The organism is Acinetobacter guillouiae CIP 63.46, from assembly GCF_000368145.1.
Classification (GTDB): domain Bacteria; phylum Pseudomonadota; class Gammaproteobacteria; order Pseudomonadales; family Moraxellaceae; genus Acinetobacter; species Acinetobacter guillouiae.
The window spans coordinates 385,158-406,577 of sequence record NZ_KB849281.1; the positions used below are offsets into that span (position 1 = coordinate 385,158).

Annotated in this window: 19 protein-coding genes; 6 read left to right on the plus strand and 13 right to left on the minus strand. The window is 39.7% G+C overall.

Going from position 1 to position 21,420, the window contains the following annotated elements; translation table 11 throughout:
* Window positions 1-30: 30 nt before the first annotated feature.
* Window positions 31-492, minus strand: a complete 462-nt coding sequence (gene soxR / locus F981_RS01730) for a redox-sensitive transcriptional activator SoxR (RefSeq protein ID WP_004717659.1) — start codon at window positions 490-492, stop codon at window positions 31-33.
* 290 nt (window positions 493-782) lie between these two features.
* Here soxR and F981_RS01735 point away from each other — a divergent pair, with 290 nt between their 5' ends.
* The 3 genes from F981_RS01735 to F981_RS01745 are packed head-to-tail and all read left to right on the plus strand — an operon-like array spanning window position 783 to window position 5,413.
* A complete protein-coding gene (locus F981_RS01735) occupies window positions 783-1,211 on the plus strand; it encodes a DoxX family protein (protein WP_004717661.1) in 429 nt (142 codons plus the stop codon).
* The gene (locus F981_RS01740) at window positions 1,208-2,311 is read left to right on the plus strand and encodes an efflux RND transporter periplasmic adaptor subunit (protein ID WP_004717663.1); all 1,104 of its coding nucleotides are present in this window, start codon (window positions 1,208-1,210) and stop codon (window positions 2,309-2,311) included. Before F981_RS01735 ends, F981_RS01740 begins: the two co-directional genes overlap by 4 nt.
* Before the next feature lie 12 nt (window positions 2,312-2,323).
* Window positions 2,324-5,413: a MexW/MexI family multidrug efflux RND transporter permease subunit gene (locus F981_RS01745; RefSeq protein ID WP_004717664.1), complete on the plus strand. Its 3,090-nt coding sequence runs from the start codon at window positions 2,324-2,326 to the stop codon at window positions 5,411-5,413.
* A gap of 220 nt (window positions 5,414-5,633) precedes the next feature.
* On the opposite strand, the gene F981_RS01750 is transcribed toward F981_RS01745, so the two are convergent.
* The 7 genes from F981_RS01750 to dsdC all read right to left on the minus strand — a co-directional run bounded on the left by F981_RS01750 (window position 5,634) and on the right by dsdC (window position 13,801).
* A complete protein-coding gene (locus F981_RS01750) occupies window positions 5,634-8,342 on the minus strand; it encodes a TonB-dependent receptor (protein ID WP_004717667.1) in 2,709 nt (902 codons plus the stop codon).
* A 78-nt stretch (window positions 8,343-8,420) separates the two neighbouring features.
* Window positions 8,421-8,885 (minus strand): YbaN family protein, encoded by a 465-nt coding sequence (locus F981_RS01755; RefSeq protein ID WP_004717669.1) that lies wholly within the window; start codon window positions 8,883-8,885, stop codon window positions 8,421-8,423.
* Complete coding sequence (locus tag F981_RS01760; protein WP_004717671.1) at window positions 8,882-9,466, minus strand: biliverdin-producing heme oxygenase; 585 nt, start codon at window positions 9,464-9,466, stop codon at window positions 8,882-8,884. Before F981_RS01760 ends, F981_RS01755 begins: the two co-directional genes overlap by 4 nt.
* Window positions 9,467-9,533: 67 nt before the next feature.
* Window positions 9,534-10,514, minus strand: a complete 981-nt coding sequence (locus tag F981_RS01765; protein ID WP_004717673.1) for a FecR family protein — start codon at window positions 10,512-10,514, stop codon at window positions 9,534-9,536.
* Window positions 10,515-10,521: 7 nt separating this feature from the next.
* Window positions 10,522-11,007 carry a sigma-70 family RNA polymerase sigma factor gene (locus F981_RS01770; protein WP_004717675.1) on the minus strand — a complete coding sequence of 162 codons (486 nt, stop codon included), beginning with the start codon at window positions 11,005-11,007 and terminating at the stop codon, window positions 10,522-10,524.
* 268 nt (window positions 11,008-11,275) lie between these two features.
* Entirely contained in the window at window positions 11,276-12,082 is an 807-nt protein-coding gene (locus F981_RS01775) for a hypothetical protein (protein ID WP_004717677.1), read from the minus strand.
* Window positions 12,083-12,868: 786 nt separating this feature from the next.
* Window positions 12,869-13,801 carry a DNA-binding transcriptional regulator DsdC gene (gene dsdC, locus F981_RS01780; RefSeq protein WP_004717679.1) on the minus strand — a complete coding sequence of 311 codons (933 nt, stop codon included), beginning with the start codon at window positions 13,799-13,801 and terminating at the stop codon, window positions 12,869-12,871.
* A gap of 219 nt (window positions 13,802-14,020) precedes the next feature.
* Between dsdC and dsdX the strand changes: the two genes are divergently transcribed.
* Window positions 14,021-15,358 (plus strand): D-serine transporter DsdX, encoded by a 1,338-nt coding sequence (gene dsdX / locus F981_RS01785; RefSeq protein WP_004717682.1) that lies wholly within the window; start codon window positions 14,021-14,023, stop codon window positions 15,356-15,358.
* A gap of 17 nt (window positions 15,359-15,375) precedes the next feature.
* A complete protein-coding gene (locus tag F981_RS01790) occupies window positions 15,376-16,716 on the plus strand; it encodes a D-serine ammonia-lyase (protein WP_004717683.1) in 1,341 nt (446 codons plus the stop codon).
* A 124-nt stretch (window positions 16,717-16,840) separates the two neighbouring features.
* Here F981_RS01790 and F981_RS01795 read toward each other — a convergent pair whose 3' ends face one another.
* Window positions 16,841-17,593, minus strand: coding sequence for an SDR family oxidoreductase (locus tag F981_RS01795; protein WP_004717686.1), 753 nt, complete (start codon window positions 17,591-17,593; stop codon window positions 16,841-16,843).
* Between the two features lie 123 nt (window positions 17,594-17,716).
* Between F981_RS01795 and F981_RS01800 the strand changes: the two genes are divergently transcribed.
* Complete coding sequence (locus tag F981_RS01800; protein ID WP_004717688.1) at window positions 17,717-18,613, plus strand: LysR family transcriptional regulator; 897 nt, start codon at window positions 17,717-17,719, stop codon at window positions 18,611-18,613.
* A 68-nt stretch (window positions 18,614-18,681) separates the two neighbouring features.
* Here the strand turns inward: F981_RS01800 and F981_RS01805 are convergent, their stop codons facing one another.
* From F981_RS01805 to F981_RS01820, 4 genes are all read right to left on the minus strand, one after another.
* The gene (locus F981_RS01805; RefSeq protein ID WP_004717689.1) at window positions 18,682-19,371 is read right to left on the minus strand and encodes a Rossmann-fold NAD(P)-binding domain-containing protein; all 690 of its coding nucleotides are present in this window, start codon (window positions 19,369-19,371) and stop codon (window positions 18,682-18,684) included.
* Between the two features lies 1 nt (window position 19,372).
* Entirely contained in the window at window positions 19,373-20,146 is a 774-nt protein-coding gene (locus F981_RS01810; protein WP_004717691.1) for an SDR family NAD(P)-dependent oxidoreductase, read from the minus strand.
* Window positions 20,143-20,823 (minus strand): glutathione S-transferase family protein, encoded by a 681-nt coding sequence (locus F981_RS01815; RefSeq protein WP_004717694.1) that lies wholly within the window; start codon window positions 20,821-20,823, stop codon window positions 20,143-20,145. Before F981_RS01815 ends, F981_RS01810 begins: the two co-directional genes overlap by 4 nt.
* 142 nt (window positions 20,824-20,965) lie before the next feature.
* Window positions 20,966-21,403, minus strand: coding sequence for a PaaI family thioesterase (locus tag F981_RS01820; RefSeq protein ID WP_004717695.1), 438 nt, complete (start codon window positions 21,401-21,403; stop codon window positions 20,966-20,968).
* Window positions 21,404-21,420: the final 17 nt, after the last annotated feature.

Sequence of the window (21,420 nt, forward strand, 5' to 3'; positions counted from 1 at the left end):
TCAATCACATAAAATATTAATATTGGATTCTTATTCACGCTCTAAAATACGGGGACCGGATCCTTGGTGTCTTAATATATCTTCTGGATTACGTAAAGGACATTGCTTTAGAGATAAACAACCACAACCAATACACCAATCCATTTCATCTCTTAAACGTGTTAGTTTTTGAATACGCTCATCTAAATCCTTACGCCAATGCGATGATAACACTGACCATTGTTCTGCGGTTAATTTGCTTCCCATAGGATAAACACTTAATGCATTTTTAATTTCCTCCAGAGAAATTCCTACTTTTTGTGCAACCTTAATAATTCCAATATAACGTAAGACAATTGATGGAAAACGACGCTGATTTCCATTTGTTCTAATACTTTTAATTAGCCCTTTCGACTCATAAAAATGCAAGGTTGAAACGGCTACACCACTCCGTTTAGCCACCTCTCCTACCGTCATCATTCGATTAAAATCAATTTTTTCTTCTGTCCGCATTTTGATATTTCTCAACATTACTTGAGGTTTTATAATTCAGCAAAGTACATTTGTCAATTGATCTTAGTTGCCATGGCTTTTCATCATTACAACTCAAAATACAAAAACGCTATCGCCAATTTAAGCCATTGTAAAAATCTTATCTCTCTACAAATTTTCTGATCAAAGCCCATTGACCTAAATATAACTTGAGGTTTTAGACTGCTTGCCACATCTGTTACGAATAACAACAAGCTATTCATTTTAAAGGTTTTAATTATCCAGTCTTATTTCTTCAGGAAAATATTCTCATGCCATATTTCATTAAATTAAGTTTAGAAAGCCAATGGCTGTGGGCCATCAGCAGATGTTGTCTTGCGCTTCTGTTTCTAAGTTCAGGACTTAGTAAAATTCTTGCTGTAGAAACAGGATTTTTGGAAATGCAGGCGGCTGGTCTAGAGCCGGCGTGGTTATTTAATTATGCTTCTGCGTTGATTCTACTTGTGGGCGCCTATTGTATTTTATTTGAGCGGCATATGTGGTTTGGCACACTGATTCTTTCCGTATTTTTAGCACTGACAATTGTGATTGTGCATCACTTTTGGAACATGACTGGTATTCAAGCCAATATCGCCTTTTACTTTGCACTTGAACATATTTCAGTGATTGGCGGTCTTTTAGCGCTGACCATTGCCAGTCATTTGCTACAACAACTCCGCAACCTTGGAGTTGTCGCATGAAAAATAACAAATGGCTTTTTCTAATCGCGATCACTTTAATTCTCGTGGGTGTCGCAATCTATTTTTATTTAAATTCTCGTTCAAGTGAAACGCATCAATCTGACGCTTACCCTCCAGTCAAAGTGGCATTGAGTACAGTGGTCGAACAAAATATTCCACAAGTGCTTTCCAGTATTGGTGAGTTGGAAGCAATCCGACAAGTCAAAGTGTCAACAGAAACAACAGGTATGATCAAACAGATTTATTTCCAATCTGGGCAAGCGGTTCAACAAGGTCAAATACTGATTCAACTCAATACCGATGTTGAACAAGCTCAATTAGGTCGCTTGCAAGCCAAATTGAAACAAGCCGAAATGGCCTATCACCGCAGCAAACTTTTGATTGATAGTCATGCGATTTCACGGGCAGAAATGGATACGGCATTGGCTGATCGAGATATGACGCGTGCAGAAATCCAACAGCTACAAGCCAGCATAAAACAGAAAGCAATTCGTGCCCCCTTTTCTGGTGTCATGGGAATACGCCAAGTGCATCAAGGGCAATATTTAGAGGCAGGCACTGGTATTGCTAATCTGGTCGACTTTCGACAAATTCTTGCCAATTTCACATTGGATGAACAATTGGCATCAAGATTAAAAATCGGACAATCTGTACAACTCAAAATTGATGCATTTCCTGAAAAGTCCTTTACAGCTGTGGTAAGTGCAATCGAACCGCTGATCACAACATCGCGAACTGTGCAGGGGCAAGCAATTTTAAATAACCATGATCAACAGTTAAAACCGGGCATGTATGCCAAATTAGACATCCAAGAATCTGAACGCCCAAGCTTGGTCGTTCCTGAAACTGCAATTACCTATACGGCTTATGGCAATACTGTCTTCCTTGCAAAACAAGACCATAACAAGCTGATTGTGCAACGTGTGGCGGTAGTGCTCGGTGAGCGCCATCAAGCCAAAGTTGTAGTCAAATCTGGGCTCAAAGCAGGTGATCAAGTTGTTGTATCAGGACAACTTAAATTAAGTGATGGTATGCAAGTTGAGCCGAGCGTAAATACACTTGAGCATCCCCAATCTTCCTCGATCAAGCCCAAAGTCTAGGGAGATAAGCGAATGAAATTTACTGACCTTTTTGTAAAACGCCCTGTATTGGCCTTGGTCGTCAGCACCTTGATCTTGCTGGCGGGCTTGTTTTCCCTAAATAAACTGCCTATCCGACAGTATCCTTTACTTGAAACTTCAACGATAAGTATCAATACAGAATATCCCGGTGCATCTGCTGAGCTTATGCAAGGTTTTGTCACCCAACCCATTGCTCAAGCAGTGTCTTCGGTGGAAGGCATCGACTATCTCAGTTCTTCTACTGTACAAGGTCGCAGTGCTGTAACGTTACGTATGCAATTAAATCGTGACTCGACCCAAGCATTAACAGAGGTGATGGCAAAGGTTAATCAAGTCCGTTACAAACTACCAGAACAGGCATTTGATCCAGTCATTGAACGTTCTTCAGGTGAATCTACCGATGTTGCCTATATCGGATTTTCCAGCGAACAACTGTCCTTGGCTGAATTAACCGATTATTTGTCTAGGGTGGTAGAGCCCATGCTGTCTACAATTGATGGCGTTGCCAAGGTACAGACCTATGGCAGTCAGCGTTTGGCTATGCGGATTTGGTTGGATGCAGATCGTTTGGCCAGTCGTGGGGTAACTGCCGCCGATGTCGCCAATGCGATCCGTCAAAATAACTATCAAGCCGCACCAGGTCAGGTCAAAGGCGAATTGGTGGTTTCAAATGTCAATGTTTCCACAGATCTCACCAGTATTCAGGACTTTAAAAATCTGGTGATACGCAATGATGCTCAAAATCTAATTCGTCTACAAGATGTGGCAACAGTTGAACTTGGCGCTGCTTCGACAGAAACAAGTGCCTCTATGGATGGTAAACCTGCAATTTTTGTTGGTCTACAAGCGACGCCTACAGGCAACCCCTTGGTGATCGTACAGGGAATTAAAGATAAACTGCCTGAGATCAAAAAAACTTTGCCACCGGGGGTTACAGTCAATCTTGCCTATGAAACAGCCCGCTTTATTGATGCCTCTATTGATGAAGTTTTACATACTTTTATCGAAGCGCTGATTATTGTTATTGCAGTGATCTATCTGTGTCTAGGTTCTTTACGTAGTGTCTTGATCCCTGTAGTGACAATTCCACTGTCAATGTTAGGTGCCTTGGGTTTAATGCTGTTATGTGGCTTTAGCATCAATTTACTCACGCTTTTAGCCATGGTACTCGCCATCGGCTTGGTTGTAGATGATGCAATCGTGGTGGTTGAAAATGTCCATCGGCATATTGAAGAAGGAGCATCCCCAGTTGCAGCAGCTCTGATCGGGGCACGAGAAGTCGCAGGCCCTGTAATTGCAATGACCATTACACTGGCCGCAGTGTATGCTCCGATTGGTTTAATGGGTGGATTAACTGGTTCCTTATTCAAAGAATTTGCTTTTACTTTAGCAGGCGCAGTTTTGGTTTCAGGGATTATTGCCTTAACCTTATCTCCTGTTATGAGTTCATTTCTGCTTCAATCCAAACAGCAGGAAGGTAAAATGGCAAAAGCAGCCGAATGGTTCTTTGAACATTTGACTCAGCTTTACAGTAAATTGCTCAATTTTTCATTACATCATCGTTGGATCACAGTGGTTTTTGCGATTGCTATTTTTATTAGCCTTCCATTGCTTTACCAACTCCCTCAAAAAGAATTGGCGCCCAATGAAGATCAAGCCAGTGTATTGGCAGCCATCAAAGCACCACAACATGCCAATCTCAATTATGCTGAGCACTTTAATCAAAAACTCGATGAAATCTTCTGGACTTTCCCCGAAACCAGTACCACGTGGATTATTAATGGTACAGATGGGCCTGCATCAAGTTTTGGTGGAACAACCCTTTCGACATGGTCTGAGCGAGTGCATTCTGCGGATGAAATTCAACAGCAACTTCAAGTTAAAGTCGGTGATGTAGAAGGCAGCAGTATTTTTGTATTCCAAAATCCTGCGCTTCCCGGTTCAACAGGTGGTTTACCCGTACAAATGGTGTTACGTAGTGCACAAGACTATTCAACCATTTATCAGGCGATGCAGAACATCAAGCAAAAAGCCCGTGAAAGTGGCCTTTTTGTGGTGGTCGACAGTGATCTCGACTTTAATAACCCCGTGATTCGAATCGAGGTTGACCGGGCCAAAGCCAATAGTCTGGGTATTCGTATGCAGGATATCGGTGAAGCCTTGGCGACATTGGTTGGTGAAAATTATATCAATCGTTTTAGTATGCAAGGTCGTGCCTATGATGTGATTCCACAAAGCATCAATACACAACGTTTGACAGCTCAAGCACTGACACGACAGTTTATTCGTACCGACCAAGACACACTGATTCCCTTATCGACTGTGGTCAGTCTAAGTGAACAGGTAGAACCCAATAAACTCACTCAATTTAATCAACAAAATGCTGCAACTTTTCAGGCAATCCCCGCCGCTGGGGTTTCCTTAGGTCAAGCTTTAAGTTTTCTGGAACAGGCTGCATCTGAGTTACCGACTGGATTTAGTTATGACTGGCAAGCCGATGCACGTCAGTATGTACAGGAAGGTAACGCTTTGATGTTTGCATTTTTAGCCGCGCTGATTGTGATTTATCTGGTTTTAGCCGCTCAATATGAAAGCCTAATGGATCCATTTATTATTTTAATTACGGTTCCGCTGTCGATCTGTGGCGCATTAATCCCCTTGGCTTTTGGACTTGCCACAGTCAATATCTACACTCAGATTGGTTTAGTCACACTGATTGGACTGATTAGTAAGCATGGTATTTTAATGGTTGAGTTTGCCAATGAATTGCAAGTTCATGAAGGTTTAGATCGGCGAGCGGCTATTCTAAAAGCTGCTCAAATTCGTTTACGTCCAATTCTGATGACCACAGCGGCAATGGTGTTTGGGCTGATTCCACTCCTTTTTGCCACAGGCGCTGGTGCACATAGTCGTTTTGGCTTAGGGCTTGTGATTGTCTGCGGTATGTTGATCGGGACCTTCTTTACGCTTTTTGTCTTACCTACCATTTACAGTCTGTTGGCTCGTCAACATAATCAAGACCTTCACTCTAGCCGTTTACAAGAGCTACAACAGATTGACCAACAGGCGCAAAAATCATGACGTTGAGTGGGCTGAACGGCCAGCATGCTGCTGTCTAAGCTTCTGTGTATGATCAGATCGCTTGAATATAATTTTTTGATGATAAAGTTCTATATCTATAGAACTTTATCAACTTTTTAGTGCGTGATTCTAACCACTGATTTAGAGCTACTGATTTTTCACTACTTTGTTCACTCATATTTTTACAGTTGGGTTTTGCCGATTTGATTGTTTTATGATTCTAGAATCTCATTTCGAACCCTGCTTTGATGGTACGGCCGGGAATCGGCATACCGATCACTGTACCAGGGTCAAAGTTATAACGATTGGTTAAGTTATCAACATTAAACGAGAGATTTAGATTTGGATTCAGTTTATAGCTCGCAAAAATATCAACTAAGGTTTCCGAAGAAATTTCGGTCACCGCACGCCCACTCACCCCTGTACCCTGTAACCAACCTTTAGGATTTTTCTTTTCAGAATGATATCTGGCACGTACCCCCACATTGAGTTTATTTTCAAACAAACTCTTGCCTAAGCTAATATTAAAAAGTTTACGTGGTGGCAAGCGTGTTGAAATCAGACTCCAAGAATCTCCGACCTCATTACAATCATCTTTCGTTGCTGGGCATACTTTCGGTGCTTGATATAAAGTTCCGTTCATGTTTACAAAGAAACTTGGATGCTGGTAACCAAGATTAAACTCTAAACCTTTCAATACAACTTGCTCATAATTTAGAAAAGTATATGAGGTGGTATAAGGCAAAATAAAATCAGGCGTAATCTCATTAACAATCTCTTTACGTTGTACTCCTTGGGTAAGGAAATTTTGGGTTTGATTACGGAAATAATTGATATTGAATTTTAACTGATCTGCTTCAGTGAATACGTTATCGTTGTGCCCAATAAAGCCAAACTCTACAAGACGAGAATTCTCTGATTTAATCGGCAAATCTGGATCATAACTAAAGGTTTGTTTGGAAACCGTCGATTCAAACAAACTTGGACTGCGGTACATATTGGAGAGTTTTGCATAGACATCAATACCATTCAGCAACTGATAATTCAGCTGCGCCATCCAGTCGATCTTTCCGTCATAATCTCGAAGCGCATAGCCTTTGTCATTTAAATCGGAATTGGCGACCGGTCTCATTGCGACATACTGGTCTCCATAATCCTTAACTTTTGCCTTATGCCATTTACTGCCTAAACTCAGGGTAAAATCTTTAAAGATATAATCGCCATTGATAAATAGAGAGGACTCTTGACGTAATCCATCACGTGCGATTTCAGTATCAATAAGGTTTTGTGGCTTCATCCGTTGCTCGTCATATGTCAGACCATAATTCAAGGTTAAAGCATCAATTTTACTGGTGTTTTCTAAATTAATCCCACTACGATAGTCCTGAAAACTTCCCCAGTATTGGTCGCCATAATGAGAATTGGCTATGCCAAGCATGCCATTGTGCTGGCGATATTTGGCATTGGTATGCCAAACCCCGAACTCTAAATCAACCCACTGATTATTCTTGGGCTTATAGGTATAGTTGGCACTGAATGCATTAATCGCTGCGGTTCCAAGGGACCATTGTGGCATGGTATATGCGCCCTCTATATATTTGGGTAGAACATAATCACCATCGATGTATCCCCAAGGTGGAGAGTTGGGATCAATCACTTGCGATCTATTCCAATAAAAAGCCATGACCTCACCCGCTTTTTGCATATGGCGGCGCATATTCACTTCAACACGATGTTCGTCTGTAATATTCATACCCGCTTTGATGATGCCTGAATCACTTTTATAACTGGTGTTTACCACCTCTTGACCGGGTCCAACATCAACAATATCTCGCGCTTCATAATAATCAATGCCATGTTTTCCAGCATAGTAATTACCGACTTCCCGTTTACTATAAGCAGCCACCAGATCGAATACATCATTCCGATAAGCAGCAGCGATTGTGCCAGCGCCATTTTGAAAATTATTCGAGGACAGTTTATTACGAAGCAGATAAGACATCTGCTCACGCTCATTATCTGAGGTCTGTGGTGCTTTGTTATTGTTATAAAAACTGCCTTTTAGCATGACACCTGATTGACGATTAGGCAGCAAAATATCGTTTGCACTGAGTGTACGCATTTTCACGATTCCGCCAATACCGCCCACACTAAATTTCGCTCGCGATGCACCTTTTTCGACTTCAATCTGACTAATCAAATCCATATCGATATAAGTTCGGTCACTCTCTCCTTGATAGCCTCGAAAGGTATGACTGGATTGTAGGCTACCATCAATAATTACAGGAACACGTCCCTCACCTTGTACTCCACGGATACCAATATCTATTGCACCCGCTTCGTTACGCAGGCTATTGACTTGTACACCAGCGATATCAGAAAACACATCACCATTCCCCGTGCCTCTAAATCGGCTAATGTGTTCACGATTCAGCTGTGTTGTATTGACCTTTTGTTTTTGTTGTACAGCATTGACTTTAATCTGAGGAAGCGTAACAACATCACTGTCCATATTATTGAAAAGCGAAGGGTTATTTAACGGAGTGCTTGTATTTCCAGTCGCAGTGTTTTTCTCTGTATTCGGTTTAGCTGAGCCAGATTTAGCAATTAAGACATAAGTCGAACCTTGCTGCTCTACCCGAAAAGGGTGATCTGTAAGCAAATAATCGAAGCCTTGCTTTACACTATAATGCCCGGTAATTCCTTTACTTTTCAGCCCTTTTAAAATATTTGCATCATAACTTAAGGCAATACCCGACTGTGCTGCAAAACTTGATAACACATAGCCCAATTGGTTCTCTGAAATTTGATAATATTTTTCTGGCGCTTTTTTCGCTGCCATTGAAACATTGGGAGTAATTTGTGCATAAACACCACTGATGCAAAAGCACTGTATTAACATGGCCAGAGTTTGTTTTTTAAACTTCATAGGAACGCCCACACTTGTGAATGATTTTCATTTTCAATAATCATTACCCAGTGAATTGTTAAAACATGACATGAAAATTTATATTTTTTCTGGTCTGGTCCAAATCCAGATCAACCCAATCAGCAAAATGACCAACAGGCTAAGTTTTAAGTGCAAATGCAGTGAAGACACCATTAACATTGTCGTACCGAATAAAATACTCAATGTCATCATCCATTTACGTGAACGCGAAATCTGTTTAAAACCGCCACGATACTGTGCGAGCAACATTGCAATATAACGATTTTGATGTAACCAACGATGCAAGCGTGCTGAACCTTTTGAGGCAAAAATCGTTGATAAAAAGAGGAAATCAAAAGTTGGGATCCCTGGCAATACAATGCCCACCACAGCGAGAACAAGACACAAAATTGCCAAGATGATGCAGATCACACGCACTACTGAGGATGAATGTAAATTTGCGGATGGCGTTACTGGCAAAGACGCTAACAGCGTTAAGTCTTTGCCTTGTGTATGATTGCTAACAGAAGACACTTTCTTCATGTTGAATGAATGTCTTTTAATAATGCGCCAAAATAATCAAAGGCTTGTTGAGCAGCGTAAATGATGCGATCTTGCTCGTCTTGAGTAAAGTCAGCCTGATCAAGTTCCTCAATAAAGTGTTTCCAGACTTTGGCCCGCCCTTCTGGATAGGCAGCCAAATTTCTCGCAGCAAAATCTGCGGAAAACCCCAAACTTTGTTGTGCTTGTTTAAATAAGAATGCTGCACCCAGCGTAGAACCTTCTGATACATAGATCCAACCCAGCGCTTCAGGAAAGCCGATCGTTTCAGTAACCAAGGCCAACGACTCTGGTTCGATCTGAAGATCTTGTAGATCTAAGTAAGCCGCTTGTGAACGCCCACGAATATCTAAATCAGAAATCAAGGCTGCAACCTTGGAATGTTGAAATAAATATTCGACATTTTTTTGAAAATAATACTGCGACAAAGTAAATTTTGCATAATGTGCGACGTCTTTAAATACTTGGGCTTTTTCCATTAATTGATGCATATATTCATGTTGACTGGCTGTTTCTGTTTTTAAACGAGATGCAAGGCGGTTGAGTGTGAATGACGTGCTCATCAATTTTCTCCAGTTTGTTTGGTTTAACTGTATTACCCGCCTTGTCTGTAAAAACTGACATCATTTCTTAATTATTTTTACTTTTCTGATTTTCAGCTTTAGGCTGAATGCTCAACACACGATCCCCGAAATAACGTTCTACTTTGATTGGATAGCTGAATTGCAATGCTGTTTGTAAGGTGCCAAAGTCATTGACTGGATATGAACCTGAAACTTTTAACGACTTCAATTGAGGGGCAATATCTATATATTGGTGTTGATAGCGCCCAATCTCTTGAAGCAATTTTTCCAACGGCATTTCAAAAGCCATGACCATATGGTTTTTCCATGCCAATATATTCGGATCTAAACTTTGTAATGCTTTAAAATTGCGATCATCAAAGCATAGCTGCTCACCAGCATGGACAATTTTAGTGTGTTTGGACTGGTTCAAACTGACTTTCACTGCGCTTTCTATGACGCCTAGACAGGTTTGCTTTTCACTGTTGTTGAAATACTGAACATTAAATACAGTGCCAAGCGCTTGCAGATTTGCCGATTCAGTTTCGACCGAGAATGGGCGATAAGCATGATTTTTTTCTTTGGCCGTACGTATTTGTATTTCGCCATAATGTAATTTTACAATACGTTGTTGCGCTGTATAACGCACGTCCAAAGCCGTATGGGTATTTAATTGAAGTTGTGTCCCATCTTCCAGCTCAACCTGTTTCTGCTGACCCACCGCAGTACGATAATCCGATAACCATATATAGCGATAATCCGAGTCCCATAGCATGACACTGCCAAAACACAGTAAACAGGCAAGCACCAGTTGTTTGTTTAAATTAAATTGGGCATTTTTCTTGCCTTGCTGAATCAGCTGCTGCCCATCTTCGGGAAATTCCTCAAGGCTATACAATAAGCGTTCGGCTTTAGACCATGCAGCTTGGTGTTGGGAACTTTGCTGTTTCCATTGTTCAAATTCAAGCTGTTCAGTTTCATTCAATGGTGCGTGTTGGATTTTAATGATCCATTGCGCTGTTTCTTGATAAATTTGATCATGCAACATGCAGGCATTAATCCATAACAGCTAAACATTGACTCAGTACTGAAACCAGATCACGCATCACGGTTCGGGTAGAAATATTTAAGCGTGTTGCAATTTCCTGTTGAGTCAGCCCTTCTAATTGTGACCAAATAAAGACCTGTTGCTGGCGCTCAGGCAATTGATTGAGTAATTGATTAATCAAACATAAAGATTCAATTGCCGATATTTTTTGCTCAGGTGTAATTTCATCATATTCAGGTCTGCTTGAAAGCGCCTCTAAATAGGCTTTTTCAATCGATTTACGTTGATACCAATTAATCAAAATTCCCTTGGCAACAGTGGTCAAAATTGCACGCGGCTGATCAAAATACAATTCATCTTTACGCTTTAAGATACGCAGAAAAGTATCATGGGCTAAATCAGCGGCATCTTCACTATGGTTGAGGCGACGTTTTAACCATTGATATAACCAAGAATGGTGATGACGATATAGTGTGCTAATAGGATCAGACATACTTAAAGAGAATGAGAATTATTAGCAATATCTTAGCAGAAAAATAAAGAAAATAAGAGCTCGGTTTGCCCTTTTAATTGAATTTTTAATTCATCCAACTCATTTATAAGACTACGCAACATACTCGAATGGGATATATGATAAATTTTAAACAAAATTTAATTCAAAATTATTATAATTTTATCAAAAGCTTATCGCTTTTAAATAAAAAATTTCTCGATCATCCTCAAGATGACCGAGACACTGTTTATTACGTATTGACTATAATTTATTGACTGATCGCTTGATCCATATTTTTAGCAAATTTTTGAATATCACTGGCTTGAATTGTTGTTTTACCTTTGCCAATCAATTGAAATTGTTGTGCTGCCGTTTCCTGCATTTTGACTTTACCTGTTGCGATATTGGCATCAAAACGTTGCATAAACTCATCCACATATTCCTTCTCAGTGACAATATGATCACCATTCGCATCGGTTGCAAAATATTGTTTGTCACGCGCTGTTAGATAATCTCCAAGCGTTACATAGTTTTTCCCTTGACCATATTGGCTAATAAATTCGTTGATGTTGCTTGGCATCGGCATTGAAATTGGTAGTTTCACACGGAATCCATCATGCGTTGCATTACTATTGCCCGCTAATTTGGCATCTTCTGCATTTACTAAACCATCCAAGTTTTTATCAAACTCATTAAAGGTTTTTAAACCTGTCTCCTGAAATTCCTTTAAAGTCAGTTTCTGGTCTTTATTATTATCGAGAATGCCATAACGTACATGCGCCTGTTTTTCTGACATTTCACGGCGCTGTTTAAGTAATGGCTCTAAACGTGCTTGCTCGTATTGAACAAACTGCACTTGATTGACTTTTTTATTCGCCTTAAACAATTCGGCATAGTCCTGAGTATATTGCTTAATTAAAGTGCTACTGTTCTGCTCTTTATTATTAGGATGGTAAAGCACATACAATGCATATGCCTGTTGATAAGCATTGGATTGATCGACTGTAGCAGCAATCGCTGATCCAGCAGTTGCCATTGCAGTTAAACTGGTCATCCATAGCGCCAATTTTTTCATGTTCGTTTCCTTGGAGGTGAATATTTGTTGAATTAAAAAATTCTTTCCATTTTGCTATTTAAAAAATAAATATTTAAATTCGATACTTGTTATATCGATTACCCTCATCCTACCCCTATTCATATAGCTCAACAGGGTTTAAATTGATGAGGGAGAAATCTTATTAAATGATATTAATCATCATTAAATGTGTATATTTCAGGTCATCCAGTATCTTCAAATCAGAAGTAAAAATATGGATTACAAATATACACACACAATCAACAAATGAGAATAATAATCAATTACAATTTTATTTACAATAACAATGTTAGTAGATCTGCTTTTCAACCTTCAACAAAATCCATCAAAATATTGAAAAATAATAAATATTTATAATTAAACTTTACTTTTTTATAAAGGTTTGAACATGACTTTAGGGAAGAATCTGTATTTTTCGATGATCTTACTGCCTTAAAATTCGTATATTTTGTTGTTGTTTATATTTTAAAATGTCATTTTCAGTTTAGCTTTTCCACCTCCATCATCCTATTGTTAATATAAAAACTTATTGCATCTTTCCTTTTTATTTCTCGTTATATTTAGGTTTGTTTATTTTTTATTTTGATTGGCGTTATTAAAATATAAACACTCAAATATTCACCATAATAATCAAGTATTATAAAAATTCTAACAGCAAAAAATATTAATTTTTAGGTTTTAGCATAAAATTGATTTTGTTATTTTTTATTCAAGGCTTGCTCGGCTTTTTCTAGAGTTTAGGCTTTTTCTAGGGTTTAGGGTTTTTCATTGATGCCCTATTTCTGAGTTTGCTCGTGCTTTTATCCAGTCACTAAATGCTTTAACTTTAGGTAATTCATTATTTTTCAATGATGTAATATAGTAGTGCTGATCACATTTTAAATACATGTTTTTAAATGGCATTACCAGCTCACCACTTTCCAAGTCTTTTTCTACTAGTTTTTTACGTCCCATGGTAATACCCAAGTGATTTTTAGCAGCAATTAAAGCCAGATCAGATCGGTCAAAACTCATCTCTGAAGAATGATCCATATTTACATTAAAATGCTGCGTCCAACTGTTCCATTCATCTGCGCCTGTGCCGTTACTCCATGCTTGGCAGTCATGCAGCAATGTACAGTTTTTTAAGTTGTCTAGATGATCGTAGAGGTTAAATTTTTCAGCATATGCAGGACTACATACGGGGATAATATATTCGTCCATTAAATACTGATAATTCAACTGAAAAGACGGTTGATTGTCAAAATAAAGCGCAATATCAATTCCGCTACGTTGAAAATTTACATCCTCATTGCCCGTTAAAACTGAAAGTTGAATCAATGGATAGCGTTGGATGAAATCAGGCAATTGGGGCACTAACCAACACTGAGCAATCGATGGTCTTGCATAAATCGTGAGTGAGCCGACAAGTTGCTGATTTTGCAGTGCCTTAATTTCAACATTTAACGAGTCTAATGAAAATTGTAAAGCGGCTAAAATCCGCTGTCCCTCCGTGGTTAACTTTACTTTACGATGCAAACGTAAAAACAGTTTGATATTAAGTTCTTTTTCTAACAAATTAATTTGGTGACTTACCGCACTTGGGGTTAAAGACAGTTCTTCAGCGGCGAGTGCAAAAGATTCATGTCTTGCCGCAACTTCAAATGTATACAGTTTTGAGAGCTGAAAACCGGTTAGATTTTTATGTGCGTTGGTCATGCCTTTTCCTTTTTGCTGAAACAAAATGATTGATCACATGCTTCTTGCTGTCCTATGCCCATATAAATAACGTATAAATCATTTAAAAATCAAAATTTATTTAGGATTTATTTTTCAAGTGAATTATTTTAACCCGTAGATCAAATATCATCGTTTTACGGATTTCTCTGGTTTAACTTCAATAGACAAAGAACAACTTTTGTCACAGAGATATATGGTATGGAAACCAATTTCGTGGATGTCGGTATATTATTAACCAGTATCGGGTTAATTATTTTCACTATTTTAAAATTTAAACTGCATCCCTTTTTAGCTTTACTTCTGGCAAGCTTCTTTGTCGGTGTAGCAATGAAAATGCCATTACTGGATATGGTCAATGCAATTGAAAATGGGATTGGAAGCACCTTGGGTTTCCTTGCTACAGTCATTGCATTGGGTACCATTCTCGGCAAAATGATGGAAATCTCTGGCGCCGCTGAACGTATCGCACTGTCTTTGCAGCGATGTCACTGGATATCCAGTGATGTGGTCATGGTGTTGATTGGGCTATTTTGTGGCATCACTTTATTTGTAGAAGTTGGTGTGGTTTTATTAATTCCCTTGGCTTTTTCTATAGCGCAGCATACCAAAACCTCTTTGTTTAAATTGGCTATTCCATTATGCACAGCATTAATGGCTGTACATTGTGTGGTACCGCCACACCCTGCCGCACTTTATGTCACCAATAAACTAGGGGCTGATGTCGGTACCGTGATTATTTTTGGCTTAATGGTGGGTTTAGCAGCCGCACTGGTTGGTGGCCCACTGTTTTTAAAATTAGTTGGTCAACGTTTACCGTTTAAAGCAGTACCTGTCGAGTTTTCAAAGCTCGCCCTGAAAGAAGAACATAGCTTACCCTCTTTAAAAATCACCTTATTTACGGTATTTCTTCCAATCGGATTAATGTTAATCAAAACTGTGGCTGAATTAAATAGTCATACATCCACTCAGCTTTCACACATTTTAGGCTTTATCGGCAATCCGATCACCGCCATGTTTATTGCGGTATTTGTTGCCTACTACACCCTTGGTCTACGTCGTAATATGCAGATGGGAAGCTTATTAAAAGCCACAGAAGACTCATTTTCTTCAATTGCCAACATCTTATTCATCATTGGGGCTGGTGGTGCATTTAACAGTATTTTAAAAGCCAGTGGTTTAGCTGACTCAATGGCTGTTACGCTTTCCCACTTGCATATGCATCCAATTTTACTTGCTTGGTTGGTTGCGCTGATTTTACATGCAGCTGTAGGCTCTGCCACTGTTGCAATGATGGGTGCAACTGCAATCGTTGCGCCAATGTTACCGCTCTATCCGGATATTAGTCCTGAAATCATGGCGATTGCGATTGGTTCAGGTGCCATCGGTTTTACCATTGTGACCGACTCTCTATTTTGGTTAGTCAAACAATACTGTGGTGCTACATTAAACGAAACCTTTAAATACTATACCTCTGCAACTTTCCTTGCCTCCCTCACCGCATTGGGCTGCACCTTCCTGCTTTCTCATTTTATTTAAGCCTTTAGGAGTATTTTATGAACGCTCAACAGATTAATCAGCTGATTGCCCAATATCCAATTGTTAAAGACCTTATCGCACTCAAAGAAGTGGCGTGGTTTAATCCCAATTTTACCTCACTGGTAGAAGGGCTGCCCTATGTCGGGTTGGACCAAAAAGATATTGATGATGCCAGTGCACGTTTGACACGCTTTGCACCCTATTTGATGAAAGCCTTTCCAGAAACAGCGGCATCTCAAGGTATTATAGAATCCGAACTGGCAGCGATTCCTCAAATGCAGCAACAGTTGGAACAGTATTTTGGACAATCGATCCATGGTCAATTATGGCTTAAAAAAGACAGCCATCTTCCAATATCGGGTTCAATTAAAGCGCGTGGTGGTATCTATGAAGTGCTTTGTCATGCTGAAAAACTTGCGATTCAAGCACAACGCCTAAACATTGAGGATGATTATGCAAAACTGGATAGTCCAGAGTTTAAACAGTTTTTTAGTCAATACAGTATTGCGGTCGGTTCTACAGGCAATTTAGGTCTTTCTATTGGCATTATGAGTGCAAAATTAGGCTTTGATGTGACTGTGCATATGTCAGCAGATGCGCGTCAATGGAAGAAAGATAAGTTACGTGCGCACAATGTTACAGTAGTTGAATATGCTGAAGATTATGGTGTTGCCGTAGAACAAGGCAGAAAGGCAGCATTAGAAAATCCAAACTGCTTTTTTATCGATGATGAAAACTCACAAACCTTATTCTTAGGTTATGCAGTTGCTGGGCAGCGTTTAAAACAACAATTAGAACAAAAAAATATTTTGGTTGATCAACAACATCCTTTATTTGTTTATTTACCTTGTGGTGTTGGCGGAGGCCCCGGAGGCGTTGCATTTGGCTTAAAAATGGCCTTTGGTGATCATATACATTGTATTTTTGCCGAGCCGACCCATTCACCTTGTATGTTACTCGGTGTTGCAACAGGTTTACATGATGAAATTTCAGTTCAAGATCTGGGTATAGACAATATCACCGCTGCTGATGGCCTCGCTGTTGGGCGAGCATCTGGCTTTGTGGGTCGAGCCATGCAAAGGTTATTAGACGGTTTTTATACATTAACTGATGAAACCATGTATGTACTCTTGGGCATGCTCAATGATGCAGAACAGCTTAAATTAGAACCTTCTGCGTTGGCGGGTATGCTTGGACCAATTTTGACCAATCAACATCAAGACTATGCCGCGCTACATCACTTTAGCCAACAGCAATTGGAAAATGCTAATCATATTGTCTGGGGGACTGGAGGAGGAATGGTTCCAGATGAAGAAATGGAAAAATATTTAACCCAAGCGAAAGCCTATAAAAAATAATTTGTATAGCCTTGATTCTCACAGATCTTGATCTCATCAGAATCTGGGGCGATAGCAGATAAATAAAGTGATTATTCTCTATCGCCCCCAATTAAAGACTTGAGTCAGGATTTTTCATCTGGAATTAAACGATCCCACCATTGACTCGAAGGACTTGGGCATTGACCCAATTACTCGCTTCATTTACGGCGAAATCCAACACTGCGGCAATATCTTCTACAATGCCTAAACGCTCTAAAGGTGCAGCTTTGCTTAACTGAGCAATCAATTCATCACTTTTGCCTTCAAGAAAAAGTTCAGTTGCCGTAGGCCCAGGTGCAATTGCGTTTACCGTAATATTTTTTCCTCTTAACTCTTTGGCTAAAATAGCTGTTAAGGATTCAATAGCAGCTTTTGATGCAGTATAAACACCATAAGTTTCGAGCTTCATCCCCACCACACTGCTGGATAAATTAATAATTTTTCCGCCCTTTTGCAGTCGCTTAGCAGCTTCACGCATGGTATATAAAGAGCCTTTAATATTAATTGCTAAAACTTGATCAATACTTTCATCGTCTAATTGTTCAATCTTACTTAATTTCAAAATCCCTGCATTGTTGATCAGCACGTCTAATCGACCATAGGTTTGAATTGCATAATCAAATAATGCAGTCACTTCATTAGAATGGCTGATGTTGGCTTTAAATAGACTCGCTGTTCCGCCTAACGCTTGAATGCTGCTCAAGACATGCTCCGCCTCTTTATCATTACTGGCATAATTGATAATGATCTTATGGCCTTGCTGTGCTAATAAGCTGGCAGTAAATGCACCAATTCCGCGAGAAGCGCCTGTAATTAAAATCACTTTTTCTTGCTGTGTATGACCTGTTGTATGCATCGTGATAACCTCATGGAATAAAATATACCTCTAATCGCTTCTATGATACTGTTCAGATAAAACCAGATAATCTAGTTAAACCTGACATCTTTATCCGAATAAATCGAACAATTGGAATGGCGTATGGATAAACTCAATGCAATGTCTGCTTTCGTCAATGTGGTTGAACAACAAAGTTTTACCAAAGCAGCACAGATCTTAAATTTGCCACGTTCAACACTGACCGATGCAATTAAACAATTAGAATTCCAACTCAATACGCGCTTATTGTTGCGTACCACTCGTCAGGTAAAAGCAACCGATGAAGGTCATATTTATTATGAGCGCTGCAAATATATCTTGGGTTATATCAATGAGTCTGATCATGATTTTCTTGATGCAAAACCTCAAGGGCCTTTAAAAATCGCAGTTCATGGTATTTTTGCTGCGCATTTTATTCTGCCAAAATTAGATGATTTTTTAACTGAGTTTCCACAGATACAGTTGCAACTCACCGAAAGCGACCGTTATGTAGATCTGATAAAAGAAAGCATTGATTGTGTCATTCGTATAGGTCAGCTCAATAATAGTGAGTTAATTGTCAGGCATCTGGGCGATATTCAACAAGTGACATTAGCCAGTCCAAAATACTTAGAAAAATATGGCACACCACAACGCTTAGACGATCTGAAATCACATTTTATGGTCGGATTTTATTCTTCTGCTCGACAAAAGCCACTGCCGCTTGAGTTTGTGACAGGCAAGAAAACACAGTTTTTTGAATTGCCGTTAAAGATTCAAGTCAATGGTGCAAATACCTATGCAGCAGCAGCCAAACAGCATTTTGGCATCATCCAAGCACCACGTTATGGTTATTTATCTGAGCTAGAGCAAGGCACACTTTGTCAAATTTTAACTGACTATCCTGTTCCATCCCTGCCTATTTCTTTACTTTATCCATCAAAAACACTGGTTTCACCACGACAAAAAGTTTTTATCGAATGGATTGTGCGATTGTTTCAGGATAATCGATTGCTTTGAAGTTTGAATCACGCTGCTTGGGATGGATATGATTAACTAGCGCTCTCTCGCATTAATCCCCATAGCATTTATACACCAACACTCAATTCCTGACTCCAAGTTGAATCAGGTTGTTGATAAAGATGCCAACACATATTTTTAACCGAATCCATCAGGACAACATTCTGACTATCCCAACTTTCCAACATACAATAAGTGATATGGATACCTTTAAGATGAAACTCTCTTGCCAAAGATTGTGCCAATGCCCGAATACTGGCAAACATACTCTGAGTTAAGCCATTGTTTTCAGCGATCAGGTTGGGCTGTGTTCCTAGAAAGATCAAAGTTCCTTGTGACTTTATCAGCATCTTTCGAATAATCGCTTGGGCAATATTTACCGCAGCCAAACCAGTATTTTGCCAAAGCTGTTCGATCTGTTGGGCTGAAGCATCGGAATTCGACAATGATTTTGAAAAATCAGCTTGGAAAACACACAGTTCAATTGAATGCCCTGTTCGTTGAATATAGCCAACTAAATTTTTTAAAGCAGTCGGATTGATCAGATTCAAACGAACCCGTTTTAGACCTGAATCTTGTTGCTCAATCTTTAGATTGGTTTGGGTAGGATCATGCTGAACTTGATATACAGGCATTGTACTGTTGTGTGCTTGATGCACAAAAAGCTGGCTGAGCGAGTGAGTTTCATTGCCAATAACAACGATACAGCCCTGTAGTTTGGATTTTTTTCTCAGCAATGGAGGAATTAAATTGTACATATTAGAATTTCTCCTGATAAGGACGTAAATCCAGCTCATGGGTCCATAAATCACGCTTTTGTTGATAAAGCATCCAATAATTTTCAGCAATCGCTTCGATATTTAATCCGCCTGTGCCTCGTGTAAGTCTCAGTAAGCGTCCTAAACCAAATACAGCTTTATTAACACGATCACCATCGACCATGCCATCAACAATAATATGTGCAACATGGATGTTTTGAGGCTTATATATCTGGGCGAGATGCATCGCATAATTACGTAATGCGGATTTGCCCATGGTAAATGCCGCAAAAAAAGGTTTACCACGAAGAGATGCACTTGCCCCGGTAAAAATCAGCGTGCCATATTGCTGTTGTTCAAAGATTTTTAAGGCTTGTTGCGACACTAAAAAAGCCGATAAAAAAGTAGAACGCCACATTTGAGTAAAAAATTGAAGAGAGGTCTTTAAAAAAATTGAGGGAATATTGCCCCCCACATTGTGAATAACAGCGACGAGATGCTCCTTTTGCGCATTCCTCTCCGCAAAAAAAGTCTGCACTTGTTGTTCATTTTCAGCATCCAAAGCATGTGCTACGGCGTGTCCACCTTGCGCATTGATTGAATCAGCCACGGCTTGCACTTTCGCTAAAGTACGCCCCACAACATGTACTTTTAATTTTTCTTGAGCAAAACGACGACAAACTGCTGCTCCAATTCCTTGTTCAGCACCTACGCCCATAACAACCACACATGGTAGTGTTGCTATATTTTGAGATGTTGCATTCTGCGTATTCATAGCAAGTCTAACCATTGAGCAATAGAAGGATAAGCTTTAATTTTAGCGCCCCAAATTTTACTGGTGCGGACAATCTCTAAAAGCTGCGAACCTACTGCAATATCAGCCAGTGTTTTAACCTCGCCAACCAGCCATCCTGTTTGCGCCAACACCAATTCGATACGCTCTAAATGACGAGTAAATTCCGCTTCAATATCCTGCTTAGCCATACGACCTGTACCCTGCATTTTAAGTTGCAGGTTTAATGTTGCTTTGAGCAAGGGTTTTAACAGATATATTTCATGTTTGGGGCGACCTTTTGCACTCATTTCAACCGCATGATCTAAAGCATCAGCATCACTGACACGAAAGTGCACCTCATAGAAATATAACAACTCGTCTGACCAATCTTCCCAAAGCTCAACATAGGCCTTTTGTAAAGGATCTTCAGGATATAAACGTGGTAAGTCTGGGTAAGCATCATCAAGATAACGTGCAATACGGGTACTGTCCTGAATACGTTGACCATCAATATCTAGAACAGGAACCTTGCCTGCTTTACTGAGCATTGGCACTTTTGCGCCCAGTACACCGTTATAATCCACAGTCTGATAAGCAATCCCTTTAAATTGCAACATCCTGGCAACTTTTTGGCAAAAAGGAGAGATTTCCCATTGATGTAATACAACTGAATTCATTTTATATTCTCAGCTTAACTTTGGGTCGATTGACATTCGATGAGCGACATCACAGGATCAGCACTTAATACTTCAAAGGCCTGCTTTTAAAGCCCTGATCCAAAAATTCTAGTTCAAAACCATGATGCAGAAATAGAATCTTTCAACGACGGATGATCATATTGGTTGCTGTTGCATGTGCATACAATTTTCCTTCTTCATCTCGAAGATAGCCTTCTGAAATGACTAAGTTTTTCCCTACGTTGATGACTTTACCTTCAGCAATTAACTTTTTATTAAACGGCATTGGACGACACATTTTTATCGCAAGATCAGTGGTTCCATAGCCCTCACCTGCAGCCAAGACGGTATGTGTAGCACACCCTGTCACTGAATCCAATATCGTTGCGGCAAAACCACCATGTACTCCACCCAATGGATTGCTATGACGTTCATCCGCAATGGCCATAAATACAATGCGACCATATTCAACGTCTCCGACTTCCTCCATCCCCATGGTTTTTGCAATACCAGGCGCTGGCACCAGTCCTTTTTGGAATGCTTGCATAATTTCTAGACCAGTCATATTGAGTGGATTCATCACTATTTCCTATTTTG

Coding starts and splice junctions, on each gene's coding strand:
- soxR (WP_004717659.1), bottom strand. CDS start 492: ATGCGGACAGAAGAAAAAATTGATTTTAATCGAATGATGACGGTAGGA.
- F981_RS01735 (WP_004717661.1), top strand. CDS start 783: ATGCCATATTTCATTAAATTAAGTTTAGAAAGCCAATGGCTGTGGGCC.
- F981_RS01740 (WP_004717663.1), top strand. CDS start 1,208: ATGAAAAATAACAAATGGCTTTTTCTAATCGCGATCACTTTAATTCTC.
- F981_RS01745 (WP_004717664.1), top strand. CDS start 2,324: ATGAAATTTACTGACCTTTTTGTAAAACGCCCTGTATTGGCCTTGGTC.
- F981_RS01750 (WP_004717667.1), bottom strand. CDS start 8,342: ATGAAGTTTAAAAAACAAACTCTGGCCATGTTAATACAGTGCTTTTGC.
- F981_RS01755 (WP_004717669.1), bottom strand. CDS start 8,885: ATGAAGAAAGTGTCTTCTGTTAGCAATCATACACAAGGCAAAGACTTA.
- F981_RS01760 (WP_004717671.1), bottom strand. CDS start 9,466: ATGAGCACGTCATTCACACTCAACCGCCTTGCATCTCGTTTAAAAACA.
- F981_RS01765 (WP_004717673.1), bottom strand. CDS start 10,514: ATGTTGCATGATCAAATTTATCAAGAAACAGCGCAATGGATCATTAAA.
- F981_RS01770 (WP_004717675.1), bottom strand. CDS start 11,007: ATGTCTGATCCTATTAGCACACTATATCGTCATCACCATTCTTGGTTA.
- F981_RS01775 (WP_004717677.1), bottom strand. CDS start 12,082: ATGAAAAAATTGGCGCTATGGATGACCAGTTTAACTGCAATGGCAACT.
- dsdC (WP_004717679.1), bottom strand. CDS start 13,801: ATGACCAACGCACATAAAAATCTAACCGGTTTTCAGCTCTCAAAACTG.
- dsdX (WP_004717682.1), top strand. CDS start 14,021: ATGGAAACCAATTTCGTGGATGTCGGTATATTATTAACCAGTATCGGG.
- F981_RS01790 (WP_004717683.1), top strand. CDS start 15,376: ATGAACGCTCAACAGATTAATCAGCTGATTGCCCAATATCCAATTGTT.
- F981_RS01795 (WP_004717686.1), bottom strand. CDS start 17,593: ATGCATACAACAGGTCATACACAGCAAGAAAAAGTGATTTTAATTACA.
- F981_RS01800 (WP_004717688.1), top strand. CDS start 17,717: ATGGATAAACTCAATGCAATGTCTGCTTTCGTCAATGTGGTTGAACAA.
- F981_RS01805 (WP_004717689.1), bottom strand. CDS start 19,371: ATGTACAATTTAATTCCTCCATTGCTGAGAAAAAAATCCAAACTACAG.
- F981_RS01810 (WP_004717691.1), bottom strand. CDS start 20,146: ATGAATACGCAGAATGCAACATCTCAAAATATAGCAACACTACCATGT.
- F981_RS01815 (WP_004717694.1), bottom strand. CDS start 20,823: ATGAATTCAGTTGTATTACATCAATGGGAAATCTCTCCTTTTTGCCAA.
- F981_RS01820 (WP_004717695.1), bottom strand. CDS start 21,403: ATGAATCCACTCAATATGACTGGTCTAGAAATTATGCAAGCATTCCAA.